Annotated in this window: 23 protein-coding genes; 7 read left to right on the top strand and 16 right to left on the bottom strand. The window is 34.9% G+C overall.

Annotated features, from left to right (window positions below):
• Positions 1–108: 108 nt before the first annotated feature.
• Together ACH0B5_RS05820 and sirA are read right to left on the bottom strand one after the other, a co-directional pair.
• The gene (locus ACH0B5_RS05820; protein WP_122973135.1) at positions 109–330 is read right to left on the bottom strand and encodes a YneF family protein; all 222 of its coding nucleotides are present in this window, start codon (positions 328–330) and stop codon (positions 109–111) included.
• 215 nt (positions 331–545) lie between these two features.
• A complete protein-coding gene (gene sirA / locus ACH0B5_RS05825; protein WP_158599725.1) occupies positions 546–974 on the bottom strand; it encodes a sporulation inhibitor of replication protein SirA in 429 nt (142 codons plus the stop codon).
• Between the two features lie 230 nt (positions 975–1,204).
• Between sirA and ACH0B5_RS05830 the strand changes: the two genes are divergently transcribed.
• The 5 genes from ACH0B5_RS05830 to ACH0B5_RS05850 all read left to right on the top strand — a co-directional run bounded on the left by ACH0B5_RS05830 (position 1,205) and on the right by ACH0B5_RS05850 (position 4,763).
• Positions 1,205–1,558: a lmo0954 family membrane protein gene (locus ACH0B5_RS05830; RefSeq protein WP_406927537.1), complete on the top strand. Its 354-nt coding sequence runs from the start codon at positions 1,205–1,207 to the stop codon at positions 1,556–1,558.
• Between the two features lie 14 nt (positions 1,559–1,572).
• Positions 1,573–2,229: a PspA/IM30 family protein gene (locus ACH0B5_RS05835; RefSeq protein WP_122973140.1), complete on the top strand. Its 657-nt coding sequence runs from the start codon at positions 1,573–1,575 to the stop codon at positions 2,227–2,229.
• A 117-nt stretch (positions 2,230–2,346) separates the two neighbouring features.
• Positions 2,347–3,024, top strand: coding sequence for a cell wall-active antibiotics response protein LiaF (liaF, locus tag ACH0B5_RS05840; protein WP_341361957.1), 678 nt, complete (start codon positions 2,347–2,349; stop codon positions 3,022–3,024).
• Positions 3,021–4,100 carry a sensor histidine kinase gene (locus ACH0B5_RS05845; RefSeq protein WP_122973144.1) on the top strand — a complete coding sequence of 360 codons (1,080 nt, stop codon included), beginning with the start codon at positions 3,021–3,023 and terminating at the stop codon, positions 4,098–4,100. Before liaF ends, ACH0B5_RS05845 begins: the two co-directional genes overlap by 4 nt.
• 30 nt (positions 4,101–4,130) lie before the next feature.
• Entirely contained in the window at positions 4,131–4,763 is a 633-nt protein-coding gene (locus tag ACH0B5_RS05850) for a response regulator (protein ID WP_406927538.1), read from the top strand.
• Positions 4,764–4,979: 216 nt separating this feature from the next.
• Here the strand turns inward: ACH0B5_RS05850 and ACH0B5_RS05855 are convergent, their stop codons facing one another.
• The 8 genes from ACH0B5_RS05855 to yneA form a co-directional block, all read right to left on the bottom strand.
• Positions 4,980–5,225 carry a helix-turn-helix domain-containing protein gene (locus ACH0B5_RS05855; protein WP_406927539.1) on the bottom strand — a complete coding sequence of 82 codons (246 nt, stop codon included), beginning with the start codon at positions 5,223–5,225 and terminating at the stop codon, positions 4,980–4,982.
• Positions 5,226–5,302: 77 nt separating this feature from the next.
• Positions 5,303–5,959, bottom strand: coding sequence for a 3-oxoacid CoA-transferase subunit B (locus ACH0B5_RS05860; RefSeq protein WP_406927540.1), 657 nt, complete (start codon positions 5,957–5,959; stop codon positions 5,303–5,305).
• Positions 5,959–6,663 (bottom strand): CoA transferase subunit A, encoded by a 705-nt coding sequence (locus ACH0B5_RS05865; RefSeq protein WP_406927541.1) that lies wholly within the window; start codon positions 6,661–6,663, stop codon positions 5,959–5,961. Before ACH0B5_RS05865 ends, ACH0B5_RS05860 begins: the two co-directional genes overlap by 1 nt.
• A 124-nt stretch (positions 6,664–6,787) precedes the next feature.
• The gene (tkt, locus tag ACH0B5_RS05870) at positions 6,788–8,782 is read right to left on the bottom strand and encodes a transketolase (protein WP_406927542.1); all 1,995 of its coding nucleotides are present in this window, start codon (positions 8,780–8,782) and stop codon (positions 6,788–6,790) included.
• Between the two features lie 134 nt (positions 8,783–8,916).
• The gene (locus ACH0B5_RS05875; protein ID WP_122973155.1) at positions 8,917–9,147 is read right to left on the bottom strand and encodes a DUF896 domain-containing protein; all 231 of its coding nucleotides are present in this window, start codon (positions 9,145–9,147) and stop codon (positions 8,917–8,919) included.
• Between the two features lie 266 nt (positions 9,148–9,413).
• The gene (locus tag ACH0B5_RS05880; RefSeq protein WP_406927579.1) at positions 9,414–10,280 is read right to left on the bottom strand and encodes a M23 family metallopeptidase; all 867 of its coding nucleotides are present in this window, start codon (positions 10,278–10,280) and stop codon (positions 9,414–9,416) included.
• 176 nt (positions 10,281–10,456) lie between these two features.
• Complete coding sequence (locus ACH0B5_RS05885; protein ID WP_122973156.1) at positions 10,457–11,116, bottom strand: YneB family resolvase-like protein; 660 nt, start codon at positions 11,114–11,116, stop codon at positions 10,457–10,459.
• On the bottom strand, positions 11,113–11,451 hold the full coding sequence (gene yneA / locus ACH0B5_RS05890; RefSeq protein WP_341361948.1) for a cell division suppressor protein YneA: 339 nt from the start codon (positions 11,449–11,451) through the stop codon (positions 11,113–11,115). Before yneA ends, ACH0B5_RS05885 begins: the two co-directional genes overlap by 4 nt.
• Positions 11,452–11,620: 169 nt before the next feature.
• Between yneA and lexA the strand changes: the two genes are divergently transcribed.
• The gene (lexA, locus tag ACH0B5_RS05895) at positions 11,621–12,241 is read left to right on the top strand and encodes a transcriptional repressor LexA (protein WP_122973160.1); all 621 of its coding nucleotides are present in this window, start codon (positions 11,621–11,623) and stop codon (positions 12,239–12,241) included.
• An 85-nt stretch (positions 12,242–12,326) separates the two neighbouring features.
• Here the strand turns inward: lexA and ACH0B5_RS05900 are convergent, their stop codons facing one another.
• The 5 genes from ACH0B5_RS05900 to ACH0B5_RS05920 form a co-directional block, all read right to left on the bottom strand.
• Positions 12,327–13,034, bottom strand: a complete 708-nt coding sequence (locus tag ACH0B5_RS05900; RefSeq protein ID WP_406927543.1) for a gamma-glutamyl-gamma-aminobutyrate hydrolase family protein — start codon at positions 13,032–13,034, stop codon at positions 12,327–12,329.
• Positions 13,035–13,286: 252 nt separating this feature from the next.
• Positions 13,287–13,838: a hypothetical protein gene (locus tag ACH0B5_RS05905; protein ID WP_122970494.1), complete on the bottom strand. Its 552-nt coding sequence runs from the start codon at positions 13,836–13,838 to the stop codon at positions 13,287–13,289.
• 15 nt (positions 13,839–13,853) lie between these two features.
• Entirely contained in the window at positions 13,854–14,174 is a 321-nt protein-coding gene (locus tag ACH0B5_RS05910; protein WP_406927544.1) for a hypothetical protein, read from the bottom strand.
• Positions 14,175–14,230: 56 nt separating this feature from the next.
• The gene (locus ACH0B5_RS05915) at positions 14,231–14,590 is read right to left on the bottom strand and encodes a hypothetical protein (protein WP_406927545.1); all 360 of its coding nucleotides are present in this window, start codon (positions 14,588–14,590) and stop codon (positions 14,231–14,233) included.
• Between the two features lie 354 nt (positions 14,591–14,944).
• Positions 14,945–15,706, bottom strand: coding sequence for a prepilin peptidase (locus ACH0B5_RS05920; RefSeq protein ID WP_122970491.1), 762 nt, complete (start codon positions 15,704–15,706; stop codon positions 14,945–14,947).
• 121 nt (positions 15,707–15,827) lie between these two features.
• Here ACH0B5_RS05920 and ACH0B5_RS05925 point away from each other — a divergent pair, with 121 nt between their 5' ends.
• Positions 15,828–16,154 (top strand): hypothetical protein, encoded by a 327-nt coding sequence (locus ACH0B5_RS05925; protein ID WP_122970490.1) that lies wholly within the window; start codon positions 15,828–15,830, stop codon positions 16,152–16,154.
• A 118-nt stretch (positions 16,155–16,272) separates the two neighbouring features.
• On the opposite strand, the gene glnA is transcribed toward ACH0B5_RS05925, so the two are convergent.
• Positions 16,273–17,607 (bottom strand): type I glutamate--ammonia ligase, encoded by a 1,335-nt coding sequence (gene glnA, locus ACH0B5_RS05930; protein ID WP_122970489.1) that lies wholly within the window; start codon positions 17,605–17,607, stop codon positions 16,273–16,275.
• Positions 17,608–17,657: the final 50 nt, after the last annotated feature.

A 17,657-nucleotide genomic window follows, 5' to 3' on the forward strand; every position in this document is an offset into this window, starting at 1 on the left:
AAAGTGTAATTTCAGCTTAAAGCTAAAATTACACCTTTCGAAAAGTTTACTTAACCATAGAAAGTAAAACAACAGTTTAACGTATGCAAACTGTTGTTGAGATTACAATTATTTACTTTGTAATTTGTTCATTTGTGCCATCATTTGACGAACTTGCTTTTCAGATGGTTTACGTCCCATTTGAGCCATCATGACACGAATCATTTGTTCATTGATTGGTGGGTTTTCTTTTAAATATTTCATCATATATTGACGTGCTAAAAAGAAACCTAGTGCAACGCCCCCTACTAGAGCGATAATTACGATAAGAATCCAAGCCCATGTAGCCATTTTGTGCCAACCTCCTCCACTGCCGTTAATACCATGAATCAAACTTTGTTCAACCACTTTATACGAATGGAAAATCAAGTTTCACAATCATATAAAGAAAACAAAGATAAACTCTCCATGAAGGATTATACACTATAAACTGCTTAGATACTAGCTTTTCAATTGTTTTTTCTATAATCGTATCCCAAACCTACAATCCGTAAAACTATTCATTTCTAATAAGAAGCATGTTTAATCGGTTTTAACCATCCACATTCCGATTCTTCTGTATTAAAAGCAATAAAAGAATCATTCATTTGGCTCAAACTATGGAATAAATCCAAATCTAACATACGAGATCCCTCACAAATGGCCTCTATATGATAATTACATACTTTTATTTTTAAACCACCTTTAAGTTGGTGTTCAAATTTCAAATAATCATCTACCCATTGAATTGTCGGGAAACTCTTTTTTAAATGCTCGTAAATTACACCTTGTACCATTCTTCCTTCAATCGGTTCACAGAGATAGCTTAGCTGCTTATCCGCAGAGGACTCGAGAGCTTGCTCTTTAGTCGATACCATTTCAAGAAGCATTCTTTCCCTTCCAAATACAAAAGATTGGTACTGTTTTTTTATATGAAATATTGAATATGTTCTCATGTTACGTCCTCCTCTCATTACCAACATTATAAAGAATAGATTCTGAATATTTTGTCAAAGGGTGTCACGACTTTCCTTCTATTTTTGTCAAAATAGCATGAATGACTAATTTCGTTCACTTTTCCTAGATTCCCTCAGCCTCAAGACCTAGTGAAAAATGCAATCGGAGTCCGTTTTAGGAAATATCGTTAAGAGATAACATAAAGGTACAACAGAAAGGAGCAAGAGAAATGAAAAAATTATTTCTATTATTAGTCGGAGGTATTACTGCAATCGTCGCCCTTTGTATGGTTGGGCCACTACTTGGCTTTGCTTTTTCTGCATTACTAGTCTTCTTAGGTATGCATTATTACGTAAAAACAACATCAACAATGATGAAAGTAGTATGGGTTGCAATTGGTTTAATGGGAGTGTTTTCAGCTATTTCAAACGTGCCAGCAATTATCGGCTTAGCAGCATTAGTTGTTCTATATATCATTTATAAAAAATGGAACAATGAAGAAGTTTCTTTTAAACAAATTAAAGAAGATTCGAGCGATCCATTTACAAACTTTGAAAAAGAATGGGTAAAATTAACAAAATAAAGGAGAGATAGGAAATGGTAAGTTTATTAAAACGATTTAAATATACAGTAGAGGCAGATTTACACGAACTTTTCGATAAAAAGGAAAGAAAAAATCCTTTAGCCATGTTAAATCAATATATTCGAGAAGCTGAAAAACAAACTGAACAAACAGGTAAATTACTACAAAGACAGGAAAAATTAAAAGAGCAACTTGAAAGTGAATTAAAAGAAGCAAATGACATGCTAGAAAAACGTACTGCACAGCTACAATTAGCTGAACAAGCAATGGAAGAAGATTTAATCACCTTTGCCCGCTCTGAAGTTGAAACATATAAAACGCGTCAAATGACCTTATTACAAAGTCTTGAAACAACAAATAAGGAATTTATTGCACTGGAACAAAAATTTGAAACGATGAAGCACAAAATTAAAGATATGAAAGTACGTCAGCTTCAATTGATGGGAAAAGAAAACGTTACCCGTGCCCATCACAAAATGAATGCGGTCATCGAATCAAACAATGAATCGGACTTTGATGATTTATCTTCTTACATTGACAATCTTGCAAATAAAATCGAAAAGGATTATGAACGAACTCAATTGGAGGCGCGTTTAGCTGGGCTTGAAAAAACTCATCATAATAGCAATGTAAAAGAAATTGAAGAGAACACATCTAGTACAATCGACTAAACATGTTATAATAACCAATATTAGGAGAAGGCTTTTTCGAGTCTTCTCCTTACATTCTGTATAAAAGACTCATTTATTAAGGATTAGCAACTTAAATCGTAAAAAGGAGGAACCATCTTGAACAGATTAAGTACGGACCTATTAACGTTTATCACGATTACCGTGTTATTAATTGTGTTCGTTGAGCTAACGATTTTTAATAATGGTGGCGCCTTTTTACTTATTATTGGGGCTCTCCTACTCTATTATAGCTTTTCAAAAAATAAAAAACTGTTTTTCTGGATTGGTTGTTTATTTATCTTTTTTGCTATCTTATCCGTTTGGAGTTTACGACTACTCATCGTTGGGATATTAATCTATCTCTTATATAAACATATTACAAAGGAACAAAAAACGGTTACAATCGATTCCCAACTAGATCCAACTGCTCTAAAGAAAAACGATCTTTTTGGCAGTACTTCTTCTCCCCTCGAACAATATAAGTGGGAAGATGTCCATATCCAAAAATTAATTGGGGATATAACAATTGATGCGACGGAAACGATATTACCGACTGGCACTTCTGTCATTTCAATTCGGCAGTCCATCGGGAAAGTAACGATTGTATTACCATATGAAATTCCTTTCCGCATACAATATTCCACTATATTAGGGGAAGCGAAATTTTTAGGAAAATCAAAAAGGCTTATAAATGAAAAGCTTATTTTTGAAGATGGTCAACCTGAAGACGCTAAGCGTAAACTAATTATCCATGTGGCAACTTGGTTAGGAGATGTGGAGGTGATTCGAAAATGATATCGTTTGTTTTTCGCATCATCACCTTATTTTTATTATTAAGTAGTATGACGTTTGGCTTTATTTATTTATTCCTAGGCTCCCCCGATGAAGATTGGAGCTTTTTATGGGAGCAAGATGTTGAAAATTTCCCGATTCTTGCCATTATACTGATTGCTCTATCTATTATTAGTTTTATCATTAGCATATGGATAAGTGCCGTTGCAAAATCGAGGGAAGTATCTGCCACCCGGTATGTAAAACAATTAGTAGAACCTGATTTTTCATTAAAGAAAAAGAGAAATATTTCATATACATTAAAAAAGGCGTTAACCCAAGCAAATGAATTAATCGAAACTCAAAGAACAAGCTTACAACGGTTATCCAATGAAAAAGCAGAAGCAAATGATAAAATTATTCAAGAACGGATCATTGCAGAAAGGCAGCGATTAGCTCGAGAGTTACATGATTCTGTCTCACAGCAACTGTTTGCTGCATCTATGCTATTATCTTCTATTACAGAACGGGATGAAGATTTCGGTGCTTCGAAAACGACTTTAACTCAAGTGGAGAAAATTGTTCAGCAAGCCCAATTGGAAATGAGAGCATTATTACTTCATTTACGTCCGATTGCCCTAAGAAACAATACACTTGCTCAAGGGCTAACTGAGTTAATTCAAGAACTTCAACAAAAAGTTTATTTCAACATCGAATACCAAATTGAAGAAATTGTTCTTTCAAAGGCGGAGGAAGATCATTTATTCCGTATTGCCCAAGAGGCATTATCCAATACATTACGTCATGCAAAAGCAACTGAAGTAGAACTACTATTAATTGCTAGAGATAACGTGGGTATTTTACGTATTCAAGATAATGGTCAAGGTTTTAATATGGAAGAAGATAAAAACACTTCTTATGGATTGAAAAATATCGCAGAACGGGCAGTGGAAATCGGCTGTACTTATAAAATCGTTTCTGTTCCTGGGGAAGGAACGATTGTGGAAGTAAAGGTACCGATTAAGCATAAAGAACAAATCGAAGGAACGGAAAAAAGTTCTTCTAAAATGGAGCTAACAGAAGATGACGGAAATCAATAAAATTGAAAGTTTGAAATGGGAGATGGAAAAATGATAAGAATATTAATTGCCGATGATCATGAAATGGTACGGATTGGTGTATCGGCCTATCTTTCAGCACAACAGGATATGACCGTTGTCGGCGAGGCGTCAAATGGGGCAGAAGCGGTTGAGAAAGCCCTCGAACTAAAGCCTGATATTATTTTAATGGATAATGTTATGCCTGTTTTAACTGGTGCTGAGGCAACCGCTCAAATTTTACAAAAGTGGCCGACTGCAAAAATTATGATGGTAACAAGTTTCTTAGATGACGATAAAGTTTATCCGGCATTGGAAGCTGGTGCAGTCAGTTACATATTAAAAACATCCAACGCAAAACAAATTGCTGAAGCGATTCGTAAAACGATGAATGGTGAAACCGTATTAGAACCAGAAGTCACAACAAAAATGATGTCACGAATACGAAGTAACGCCTCCTCTCCCCTTTATGAACAACTGACGGAACGGGAAATGGAAGTATTACTCCTCGTAGCCCAAGGCAAAACAAACCAAGACATTGCCGATGAATTATTTATCGCCTTAAAAACGGTTAAAACCCACGTGAGTAACATTTTAGCGAAATTAGAAGTACAAGACCGTACACAAGCAGTTGTCTATGCATTTCAAAATGGATTAGTAAAATAATAACATAACATTGCATTTGTAGATGAAAAGGACTATTGTATGAACCCACTTTTCATCTTTTTATTTTGTTTTGCGGTTAGTGATTATTAACAATGCGACCGTAAAAAAACTACTACAAAAATCCTTGTAGTAGTTAAAAATTAAAAGTTTACCTAACTCCCCAAGAAATCCTTCCAGAAAAGTAATATAGTTTATGAAAATGGGAATGATTTCATACTAACCTTCTCTATTATTTTTAACATTTTTAGTAGATAATCTTATCAGTTCTGTTCCAATTTTATATCGTTTTGTCTGTTCATCGACAGATAATATATTTTCATCTCGTAAAACGGTTAATATACGATGTAATGTACTAGGTGGTAATTGTAAATATCGGGCTAATTCATTGACTCCCCACTGAGGTTGTTCATCGATGAAGGCACGGAGAACAGCAAAAGCTTTTGAAATTGAATTATTGTTCATAGATTACTCCTCAAGTGAAAAAGTAACAACAAAAACTTCGACGAATTTCTCCCTTATTTAAGTATTAATCGGCAAGTTTAACGAACTTCCATTTCAGCTAAATCTTCAGCAATCAAAAAGGATGCTTCAGTGTTATTTTTTATTTCTTCCACCGTTACACCAGGAGCAGTTTCTACTAAGACCATTCCTTCCTCCGTAAAATCAAACACTCCTAAATCTGTAATTAAACGATCTACTACCCCTTGACCAGTTAAAGGTAGCGTACAATCCTTTTTCACTTTCGATTCCCCATTTTTTGAAACATGTTCCATAATGACAACGACTCGTTTAGCACCATGTACTAAATCCATTGCACCGCCCATGCCTTTTACCATTTTCCCAGGAATCATCCAGTTCGCTAAATCACCCGTTTCCGAAACTTCCATTCCACCTAAAATCGCTATATCAACATGACCACCCCGAATCATTGCAAAGCTTTCGGCAGAATCAAAAAAGGAGGCACCTTTTACAATCGTAACCGTTTCTTTTCCTGCGTTAATTAAATCTGGATCTACCTCTTCCTCTGTTGGGTAGGCACCAATTCCTAATAACCCGTTTTCGGATTGTAAAAGCACTTGGTAATCAGATGGAATTTCATTCGCCACAAGTGTTGGCATCCCAATTCCTAAATTAACGACCATTCCATTTTGAATCTCTTTTACGGCCCTTTGTACAATTAATAGACGATTTGACATTAAACATTCACCTCTTTACGAGTGATTTTTCGTTCAACACGTTTTTCAAAGTTGGAACCAAGGAATACATGTTGAACGTAAACAGCAGGTGTATGAATATGATCAGGATCGAGACTACCTGCTTCCACAATTTCCTCTACTTCGGCAATCGTAATTTTCCCTGCCGTTGCAACAATCGGGTTAAAATTCCGTGCCGTTTTCCGATAGATAAGATTCCCTAAAGTATCAGCTTTCCACGCTTTAACAAACGCGAAATCTCCGACTATAGCCCTCTCTTCTATATAAGTTTTTCCGTAAAAAACTTTCGTCTCTTTTCCTTCAGCTACGAGTGTCCCTACCCCCGTAGCAGTATAAAAAGCAGGTATGCCAGCACCACCTGCACGAATTCGTTCCGCTAATGTTCCTTGTGGTGTTAATTCTACTTCCAGTTCCCCGTTTAATAGCTGTTGCTCAAAAATTTTGTTTTCGCCTACGTAGGAGCCGATCATTTTTTTTATTTGCTTATTTTTTAATAGTAAGCCTAATCCCCAATCATCGACACCACAATTGTTACTGACAACGGTTAAGTTTTTAACTCCCATCTTGGCAATTGTTTGGATTGCATGTTCAGGTATGCCACACAAACCAAAGCCGCCTACTAAAATCGTATCGTTATCTTTTAATCCTTCTAATGCTTTTTCCATTGATTCAATTACTTTTGACATTTTTCCACACCTCCTTTATCTATATATGATAGAAATAAAGCTATCATTCCACTATGTCGAATAGTTTTTCAATTTTTTTCATAAAAAAAGACCTATGAACAAAGTTCATAGGTCGAATTTTTGATTATAATGCTTTTACTCTTGCGACAACATTGTCGACTGTAAAGCCGTATTTCTCCATAATGATTTCCCCAGGAGCACTTGCACCAAATTGATCAATGGCAAGGATATCTCCTTCGAAACCAGTATATTTATGCCAACCGAATGAAGAACCCATTTCAATTGCTAAACGTTTTGTTACTGCTTTTGGCAGTACGGACTCTTTATATTCAGCTGATTGTTGTTCGAAACGATCCATAGACGGCATCGAAACAACCGACACGTCCATTCCATCAGCTAACAATTGTTTTTGTGCCTCTACTGCTAAAGATACTTCTGAACCAGTTGCAATTAAAATAGCATCTGGCGTTTCTTTAGTTGCTGGAGAAACAACATATGCCCCTTTAGCAACACCATCTTTTGCTAGGGTAGCTGTCGTTTCTAGCACCGGTAAGTTTTGACGAGAAAGAACAAGCGCTGTTGGTACATTTTTAGATGAAACAGCTAATTTCCATGCTTCTGCAGATTCATTAGCATCAGCTGGACGAATTACAGAAAGATTTGGCATAGCTCGTAAAGAAGCTAAATGTTCTACTGGTTCGTGCGTTGGTCCATCTTCCCCAACTGCAATCGAATCATGAGTAAATACATAAGTCACCGGTAATCCCATTAATGCAGATAAACGTACAGCTGGACGAACATAGTCAGAGAATACAAAGAATGTTCCACCAAATACATTTAATCCGCCATGTAATGCCATACCGTTTAAAGCTGCACCCATTGCAAATTCACGAACACCAAACCAAATATTGCGGCCTTCTGGTGTATCAGGGAAGAAATCGCCTGCACCTTTAATCGTTGTTTTGTTGGATCCCGCAAGGTCCGCACTACCACCGAAGAAGGAAGGAACTTTTTTCGCTAATGCATTGATCACTTCCCCTGATGATGAACGAGTAGCGATTGATTTTCCTGCTTCATAAACAGGAACTTCAGCATCAAAGTCTTCAGGTAGTTCATTGTTCATCGCTTTAATGAATTGTTCTGCTAACTCAGGGTATTCCGCTTTGTAGCTTTCAAATTTTGCATTCCATTCAGCTTCTGGTTGAACCCCTTGTTTGTCAGCTGCTTCTTTGAAAATGGAATACACTTCCTCAGGAATTTGGAATGGTTCATGTTCCCAACCGTAAGTAGCTTTTGTTAAAGCAACTTCGTCTGTACCAAGTGGTGCACCGTGGGAATCTGCTTTCCCTGATTTGTTAGGAGAACCATAACCAATGACCGTTTTTACCTCTATTAATGTTGGTTTACCTTTTGATTGTTTCGCTTTTTCAATTGCTTCATTGACTGCATCTACATCCGTACCGTCAGCAACATGTATATAGTTCCAACCATAAGATTCGAAGCGTTTTTGTACATTTTCAGAGAATGATTTCGCTAAATCACCATCTAAAGAAATATCATTGGAATCGTATAAAACGATTAATTTATCTAATTGTAAGTGTCCAGCTAAAGAAATCGCTTCAGCAGCTACCCCTTCCATTAAATCGCCATCACCACATAATGCATACGTATAATGATCTACGATTTCATGACCTGGTTTATTATATGTAGCAGCTAAATGACGTTCAGCCATAGCCATCCCTACTGACATTGCAATACCTTGTCCAAGGGGACCTGTCGTTGCCTCAACACCTACTGTATGACCGTATTCAGGATGTCCTGGAGTTTTAGAACCCCATTGACGGAAATTTTTAATTTCCTCCATGTCTAAACCATATCCACCAAGGTGTAATAAGCTATATAGTAACATTGAACCGTGACCAGCTGATAAAACAAAACGGTCGCGATTATACCATTTCGGATTTTGAGGATTATGACGCAATTGTTTTGTCCAAAGTGTGTATGCCATTGGAGCCGCACCCATTGGTAAACCTGGATGACCAGAGTTTGCTTTTTCGATTGCATCAATAGATAAAGTTCGGATTGCATTAATTGCTATTAGATCCGCGTTTTGTGCCATTATTTGACATCCTTTCTCGTGCTAATTATTGTTCTTATACAGTTTAGACAAGATTTTCTAATAAAACAATCCTATTCATAGACATTTTAGAATTATGTCATACTTTATTTAAATATGTCACATTAGTATCTTCTTTAATTCAGTTTATTTCGTTGAATTTCTTTAATTTTATCTGGTGTAACGTCATTTCCATCCGCATCATAGACTTGTACATTTTCGATTGTATTACGGAAAGAAGAACGGAATGATTCTAAATACTCTTTTCTAAGGGAAGTACGCTCTTTTGCCTCAGCTTCCGTTAATTTACCCTCTTTCGCCTTTTTTGACAGCTCATTAATACGAGCAATTTTTTCTTTTGATAACATCCTTTTCTCACCTTTCTATCTCAACCATTTAGCAATATGAAATATAAATCATCATAATAAATACTTACTATTATTTTAAACGCTAAACGAAGATATTCAATACTTCAAAGGTAAGGAAAAATGGAGAGAAGCGCAAGTAAAACACCTTTGCAAAATAATAACTATTTGTTAATCAAACATTTTATATTCCCTAACTTTGTTTCATTTAATACAAAAAAGTAAGCACCCTTTTAAGATGCTTAGATTGTCTATTCTATATTAAATTACTAATTAAAACTTGAGACCGTATCCCCTTGTATCGGTTCTTTCCCATCATGAAAACGAATTCGAATAGACTTCCCTTTTGTGAAATCTACAGTATCCATCACTTGGAAGTGTAAATGGGGTTCAGAAGAATTTCCTGAATTTCCACATAAACCGATAAATTGCCCCGCAGAGACAATTTCTCCTTCTTGAACTTGAATAGAGTGTTGTTTTAAGTGAGCAAGCATACTATATTCTTTATGTTTGTGTTCGATAATGACACAATTACCTTCCGGAACATCCGGATTCATTTCCCCAGGGACATTATCTTCTATATCCTTTATAATTTTCACGACTTTCCCATCAGCTGGAGCAAGTATTTCTTGATTAAAAGCGTAATAATTTTCATTTTTCGATGGGTTCTCTTTATAAGTTTTGTTATTTTGAACTTGAACTAAATCGTAAGCATATCGTTGGCTCTCATAGACATAATGATAATTGATAAACTCATTTAAACCACCCCAAAAAACAAACCATTCCCCTTTAATCGGCATATCGTAACGATTCTTTGTTAATCGTTTATCTGTTTTCGGATAGATGACGTATGGTTTCAAAATAAGTCTTTGAATTATACCCGTTTCATCGAAGGAAACGGAAATTGCTTTTTCCTCTCGCTCATCTAACCAAACATAATGAATGGAATCTAACATATTGGTACGAAACTTAATGTGGTAACTAGTTACACCTTCATTAAATGAACGGGCTAATTCTGTAAACTGCTCAATGGAAATTAAGTTTTGAAATTCCTCAGTCGTTTGTCGATAAATCGTTTCATATTCTCCTGAGTGAAAATAAGTACCAAACTCCTCGGGCGTAATAACTTTAAACATTTCCACCACTCCACCTCCGTCATTTTGTTAGAACTTTCTATATTAATAGATACGAACAAATTGTAAAAACGTTTCAATTTCTTCTGTTTATAAACATTCATTTTCTGCAGTTAGACTTCTAGATTTAAATATAAAATGGGACAAGTTCCACAGAACATGCCCCACCTATTATTTAACTAGTCTTCAAGTTCTTCCATATACTCAGTATATCGTCGGTGCACTGTCGCTTTACTTACTTGGAAGCCTAATCCTCTTAGCGTTGATGCAATTTCATGAAATGTTAGCCCCTTATTTCGTAGGTTAACAATTTCTTCGATTGGTACATCGATCCGTTCTCGTCCTTCGTGTAAATGACGATTTTTAATATTTTTTTCTGGTCGATATCCATTTTCAACCGCCCGTTTCATTCCTCTTTTAATTTTAGCGTTATGTATTTTCCGTTGATATTCCTCTACAATCGCTAAAATTTCTAGCAACATCGTATCCATTTCATTTAAAGAAAGGGGCCCGGCATTATTTAATGAATAAACGATTGTCCCATTTTTTTGAAGCAAATGTAAAACTGCCATTCGCGCATTACCACGTCCTAAACGTGTTTCGTCTTGAACAAATAAAGCAGGTACATTGTTTTCTTTTATATAGTCTAACATTTCAAGAAGCCCTTCCCGTTCTACTTCATATCCACTATGCTGATCTTGAAATGCTCGCAATACTTGATAATTCATTTTTTCAGCATAGTTGCGTAATTCTTCTTCTTGACGAACCAAGGACGTTTCTTGCGTATTTTTTTCTGTACTTACCCGTGTATAGATGACGGCTTTGTTATTTTTACTCATTTATTTTTAATCGCTACCTCTACTGAATGAAGATCGTCTTCATTCTCTATTTTTGCCATATAAACGCTATCTTCATTAACCAATATCGTTAAATCATGGCCTGCAACAATGTTTTCTCCAATAAGATTGTTTTCATTTTTAACTTTTTGGATCCACTCTTGTTTAGTCATTTTACCACGATATTGTTCTGCTAACGTCCATAGAGTATCACCGTGTTGAATTTCAATTTGTTCGTATGTTATATCGCCATTGTCTGTAATCAATAAAATTGCTCCCATAACGAAGAAAGCGACGAATAATACTACAATATAGCTGTTTTTTTGTAACCATTTCATAACTCTCAACCTCTTTTCGAATGTTTGTTCGGAATGTATGTTCTTAATTTAATACGAACACATGTTTTTGTCAACACTATTTTCGAACCTATGTTTGCTTTTTTGTTCTATCACTGATATACTATATGTAATTAATAGAGATACATATTCACTTAAAGAGGTGAGAGAATTGAAAAAAATATCAAAAAGACAGGAAGATATTTTAGCATTCATAAAAGAAGAAGTTCGCACGAAAGGATATCCACCATCGGTTCGTGAAATTGGCGAAGCGGTAGGTCTAGCATCCAGTTCCACTGTGCATGGGCATTTAGCTCGTTTAGAAAGTAAAGGACTTATCCGACGCGACCCTACAAAACCGCGCGCTATTGAAATTTTAGATGGGGAAACGGATACCGTTCAAAAACAATCCGTCGTACATGTTCCTCTTGTAGGGAAAGTAACAGCTGGTTTGCCAATAACTGCAATTGAAAATATTGAAGAATATTTCCCACTACCAGATACTTATGGTACGAGCGAAGAAAAATTATTTATGTTAGAAGTAATGGGTGAATCCATGATTGAAGCAGGTATTTTAGATGGAGATTACGTAGTCGTAAAACAAACTTCTACTGCGAATAATGGAGATATCGTCGTTGCTATGACAGAAGATGATGAAGCAACTGTAAAACGCTTCTTTAAAGAAAAAACTCATTTCCGCTTACAGCCTGAAAATTCTAGCATGGATCCAATTCTAGTGAACCAAGTGAGCATATTAGGTAAAGTAGTAGGCTTATATCGTCGAATTCATTAAAAAAGGTTGTCTCGTAGTCTAATCGACTGAGGCACAACCTTGTTTCGTATATTGATTATAGTTTCATTAATACGAACACGAACAATTAATTTGTTTTACTACTCGCATCAATAAAGGCTTTAAATAATTTTTGAGAATGTTCTTCTTGTGTAACTGCCATTTCTTCAGGGTGCCACTGAACCCCTATACAAAATGGATAATCTTTTAACTCTATCGCTTCAATAATTCCATCCGTTGCCTTTGCGGAAATCGAAAAAGAATCTGGAACATTTTTAACTGACTGGTGATGGAAAGAGTTTACGGCAATTTTTTCTTTACCTATGATTTGGTGCAAATGACTATTTGACTTTATTTCAATATAGTGGGATGGTACATATCTACTTGCCCTTTGTTGATGAAGGATGGGCGTAGATTCATATTGGGAATTGATATCTTGATAAAGATTTCCTCCCATTGCGATATTCAACAATTGGATTCCACGACAAATACCGAAAATCGGTATTTTTCTTTCTAAAGCGACTTTAGTAAGTGCCATCTCCATTTGATCCCTTTCTAACATCACATGCCCTAAGTTTAAATGAGGCTCTTCATGAAAATAATGAGGGTGAACATCTACCCCACCTGTTAGTAATAAGCCATCGATTTTTGTAATAAATTGGACCGCATCTTTTTCTACACCAAAGGGTAGCACAAATGGAATGCCACCTGCGTTTAAAATCGACTTCACATACGCTTCATTTATACAATACTGTCCATTGCTCTCCGTCATTGTCACACCAATAATCGGTTTCATCTAAGCACCTCCAGAATCAATCTATTACAAATAAAACTGTTATAGAATATTCTAGATAGGGTTAATTATCTCCTTTAAAAGGATTTATCTTTTCTGTTAAAGTACCTTCAAAATAAATAGATTAATTTACATTTAGACTTTGAACGAACATATAAATAGCGCCTACAAAAACACGCGGGCGCTATTAGATGATTAAGTAAAAGTGTAGCTATCAGCTATGTTTTAAACTATTAAAAAATCTAAGTTAAACTCTTAATATAATGGATTTTTTAAAAAAGTTTCTAAATCCATTTTTAAATTTTGCTTTACATCTTCATTTTCACAGTAGGTCGCATATGTTTTATAATATTTTATTAGCCCTTCATACATGGCTTTCATAAATGCTTTCTTTGGTAAGATAAAATCTTTACGAAATTCTAAGTCGTTAGGAAAAACTGATAATTCAAGTTGGGAGGGATTTTTTTTATCAGTGTTTAAAGAGATTGCTATTATTTCACCTTCAGGATGAAATACGTTAGCATATCCTTTTTCAAATGTTTCTTTTAATAAACTTTGGTAAGTTGCCCAAACATGGTCAATTAAAGAAAATATTGTTTGGCCAAAAATTTCACGACCGTTATATGTTACTTGAACGAACCCTCTAAATGGATATGGTGATTCTTCTATACTTGGGTTCATTAGCTTTCGAAGAATTTCTTCATTCTCCGGTTCATCAAATACATAGAAATTTTTCTCAATTTCATTTATTGGTTGTGGATCACTAAGCCAAGTGTCATAGCTTACCCAGGTTTTTACATTAAACAAGCATAATTCTCCTTCCTAATAAGGATTAACATAAGTTTTTTTAGGATAAATCTGTGTAACCCTTTTTGTGGTTCCATTAACCCCAATAACATAAGTTATATTATTATAAGTATAGTTAAATTGTTTAAATCCACTAGATGGTAACTTACTAGCATTTTGTTTTAAACCATTTAAAATAATTGTATCTAAACGTTGTATTGTCATTCCTTGATAAAAAAATGTTTGACTTGTTTTTCCCGGTGCCCAACTTCCATTCCAATGATTCATTGAATGGCGTTCTAAAAAATGTTTCATATCTGTTTTGGTAACACTGTAAGTTCTACCATTTGCTTTCACACTCTTTGTAGTATAATTCTTAACTGCATTTGCCGCAGCATTTTTAGGAGCAGGTACTAAAGTTTTAATAGTTTTACCTGCTGAATTTTTAAAATTGCTCTTGATACACCACTTACTATTGCTCTTGTAGCAATAACAGCAATTAATCCACATAAAGGTCCACACATAGGTTGAATGTCTGGGATATTAGAAAATTCCGTTTCTTCTAATGCTAGTTCAGGATATATAATGTTATGTTCTGGTTTTTGTACCTCTAATTCTGATTCGACAAACTTAGTATTAATATCAATTGCTTCAATAGAATTATCCTTTATTTCTCCATCTGAAAATGTATTTGCACTGGAGTGGATAGGTCCGATTAAACTAAATATAAGGGTTATTACAGTTAATATGGAAATACTTTTTTTAAAGTTCATTTCATTAATCTCCCATTGATTATTAGTAGTATTAATGACATGTCAATTTTTTACACTCGAGCTATTTTTAGTCTAACATCCATTTACTGACATTATAACATTTATACAAAATTCACCATTAAAAAACCAAAATTATATCAAATTAGAACACGTTCTCATGGTTCCAATTTATATTTAAGTTAAAGAACTAAAGTATATTAAGCTGTTTCTTTTAAACTATAAAACCAGATTTTCAGAGCAAGCTTTAGTTTGGAGTAATCTTTAACTATAGTGGAACTAACTAACAATTATATTTTATTAACCGTACTAAATTCAAAATTGAACTATTATAATTCTTTATTTTAAATTTAACCATTATTCTTTCAAAAGGAGAATAATATACCACTTAACAATCAAGTCCCCATAGAAATAAACAGTAATAGCGGAAATAGCAATTGCCGGACCAAAAGGAAACGGAGTCTTTTTACCCTCTGCTCTTACTTTTAACGTTATAATCCCTATAATTAGTCCAATTATTGAAGCTAAAAACAATGTTAAAATCGTATTCTTCCATCCTAGAACAAGTCCAATTAAAAAGAAAAGTTTAATATCTCCCCCACCTATACCACCTTTTGACACAAATGCGATGAAGTAAAGCATCCCAAAACCTATAATGGCACCTACAACACTATCCCACCATGGATCAAGAGGCACTAATATTCTGCCTAAAATTAAAAAAGGTAAAAAGAAAAGGAGTATTTTATCAGGGATAATCATGTAAACAATGTCGGAAACAACAATAATGATTAATAGAGAGATAAATAGGAGAACTACTGCTAATTCCGAAGTAAAACCGATTTTGTATGTAGCCATCGTGAAGAGAATGCCAGTTAAAAGTTCAATCCATAAATAGAGCGGAGAAATTTTCGTACCACATGTCCGACATCTCCCTCTTAAACATAAGTATGAAACTACAGGTATTAAGTCGAGGGGTGTTAATCGCCGTTTACATTTTGAACAATGGGAAGGTGGTTCGACGATTGATTCATTTTTCGGGACTCTTAATCCTACTACATTGAAAAAGGAACCTAAAACAAGCCCGATGATGAATGGGAATACTACAAAACTAATTTCCATTTACAACACCTCTAAAACTTGTTGAATCAATATATGTTATAGCTGTTAATAATTTTTAAGTATATTTCATAAAATTGGAATTTTTGTTAATATGAAGATGAGTCGGAAGGAGGTAATTTTAATGCTAGTAGAAGTGGAATTTCCAAGCTTATTAACTATTGGTTTTACCTTTGTTCTATTCATTTTTGCATTATCTACTATCATGTTGTGGGTTAAAAACAGAAAAAATAGTATAGCATATGCTTTTATTTTATTACACTTATTGTTATTATCAATTAGTTTTTATTTCTTTATGAATGGCTTTAATTTAGAAATCGATCAATATCATCCAATGGCTTCAGAAGAAAACTCTGCTCAAATTGGAATGGCAAGTATCTTTTGGGCGATCAGTATGATTAGCCTATTAATCGCCATATTTCAATTTACACGTTATACGAAAAATCGTTAATTGAAACCAAAAACTTTCCCCTCTGTGACCACCCTTTACGAAGAAATTTTATATTAATTTCCTTCATAATTCAAAAACCCGGTATACATCAATGCATACCGGGTAGAGAAAATGACGATTAGTACATTTTCATATATTGTTCGCGTTCCCAAGGGTGAACAGCTGTACGGAACATATCAAATTCGATTTCTTTTGCTTCTCTAAAGTTCGCATAAATATGTTCACCTAGTGCACGTTTCACAACTTCATCGTTTTCTAATGCAACAAGTGCATCACTTAGTGAAGCTGGTAAGTTGTCAATACCATTTGCTTTACGCTCTTCTTCACTCATAATATAGATGTTACGGTTGATTGCAGCTGGTGGTGTCATTTTTTGACGAATACCTTCTAAACCAGATTCTAAAATTACAGCTAATGCTAAATAAGGGTTAGCAGAAGGGTCTACTGAACGTAATTCGATACGAGTCGATAAACCACGAGAAGCTGGTACACGAATTAAAGGTGAACGGTTTTGAGCTGACCAAGCTACGTAACATGGTGCTTCATAACCAGGTACTAAACGTTTATAAGAGTTTACAGTTGGATTTGTAATCGCTGTAAATCCTTGTACGTGAGCTAATACACCTGCCATGAATTGCATCGCCGTTTCAGATAAACCGATTTCAGCTTTTTCATCGAAGAACGCGTTTTCTTTTCCTCTGAATAAAGAAACGTTACAGTGCATACCAGAACCGTTTACACCGTAAAGTGGTTTTGGCATAAATGTCGCATGTAAACCGTGTTTACGAGCGATTGTTTTTACAACCAATTTGAATGTTTGGATGTTATCACATGCTTCTACAACATTTGCATATTTGAAGTCAATTTCGTGTTGTCCTGGAGCCACTTCATGGTGAGAAGCTTCAATTTCAAAGCCCATTTCTTCTAATTCTAATACGATATCACGACGGCAGTTCTCACCAAGGTCTGTTGGTGCTAAGTCGAAGTATCCACCATCATCATTTAATTCTAATGTTGGTTCACCTTTTTGATCTAATTTGAATAGGAAGAATTCTGGTTCTGGCCCTAAGTTAAAGCTAGTGAATCCTAGCTCTTCCATATTCGCTAATACACGTTTTAAGTTTGAACGTGGGTCACCAGCAAATGGTGTTCCATCTGGATTTACGATATCACAGATGAATCGTGCCACTTTCCCTTTTTCAGCAGTCCATGGGAATACCATGAATGTATCAAGATCAGGATATAAATACATATCTGATTCTTCAATTCGAACAAAACCTTCAATAGAAGAACCATCAAACATCATTTTGTTATCTAATGCTTTGTCTAATTGACTTACTGGAATTTCAACGTTTTTAATTGTTCCTAGAATGTCCGTAAATTGTAGACGAATATATTTTACTTCTTTTTCTTCTACAAGACGCTTAATATCATCTCTTGTATATTTTGCCACAGTATTCCACACTCCTACTTTTCCCTTATTTAGCAATTTTATTTTTTATA

Source organism: Ureibacillus sp. 179-F W5.1 NHS, assembly GCF_045369345.1.
GTDB lineage: Bacteria > Bacillota > Bacilli > Bacillales_A > Planococcaceae > Ureibacillus > Ureibacillus halotolerans.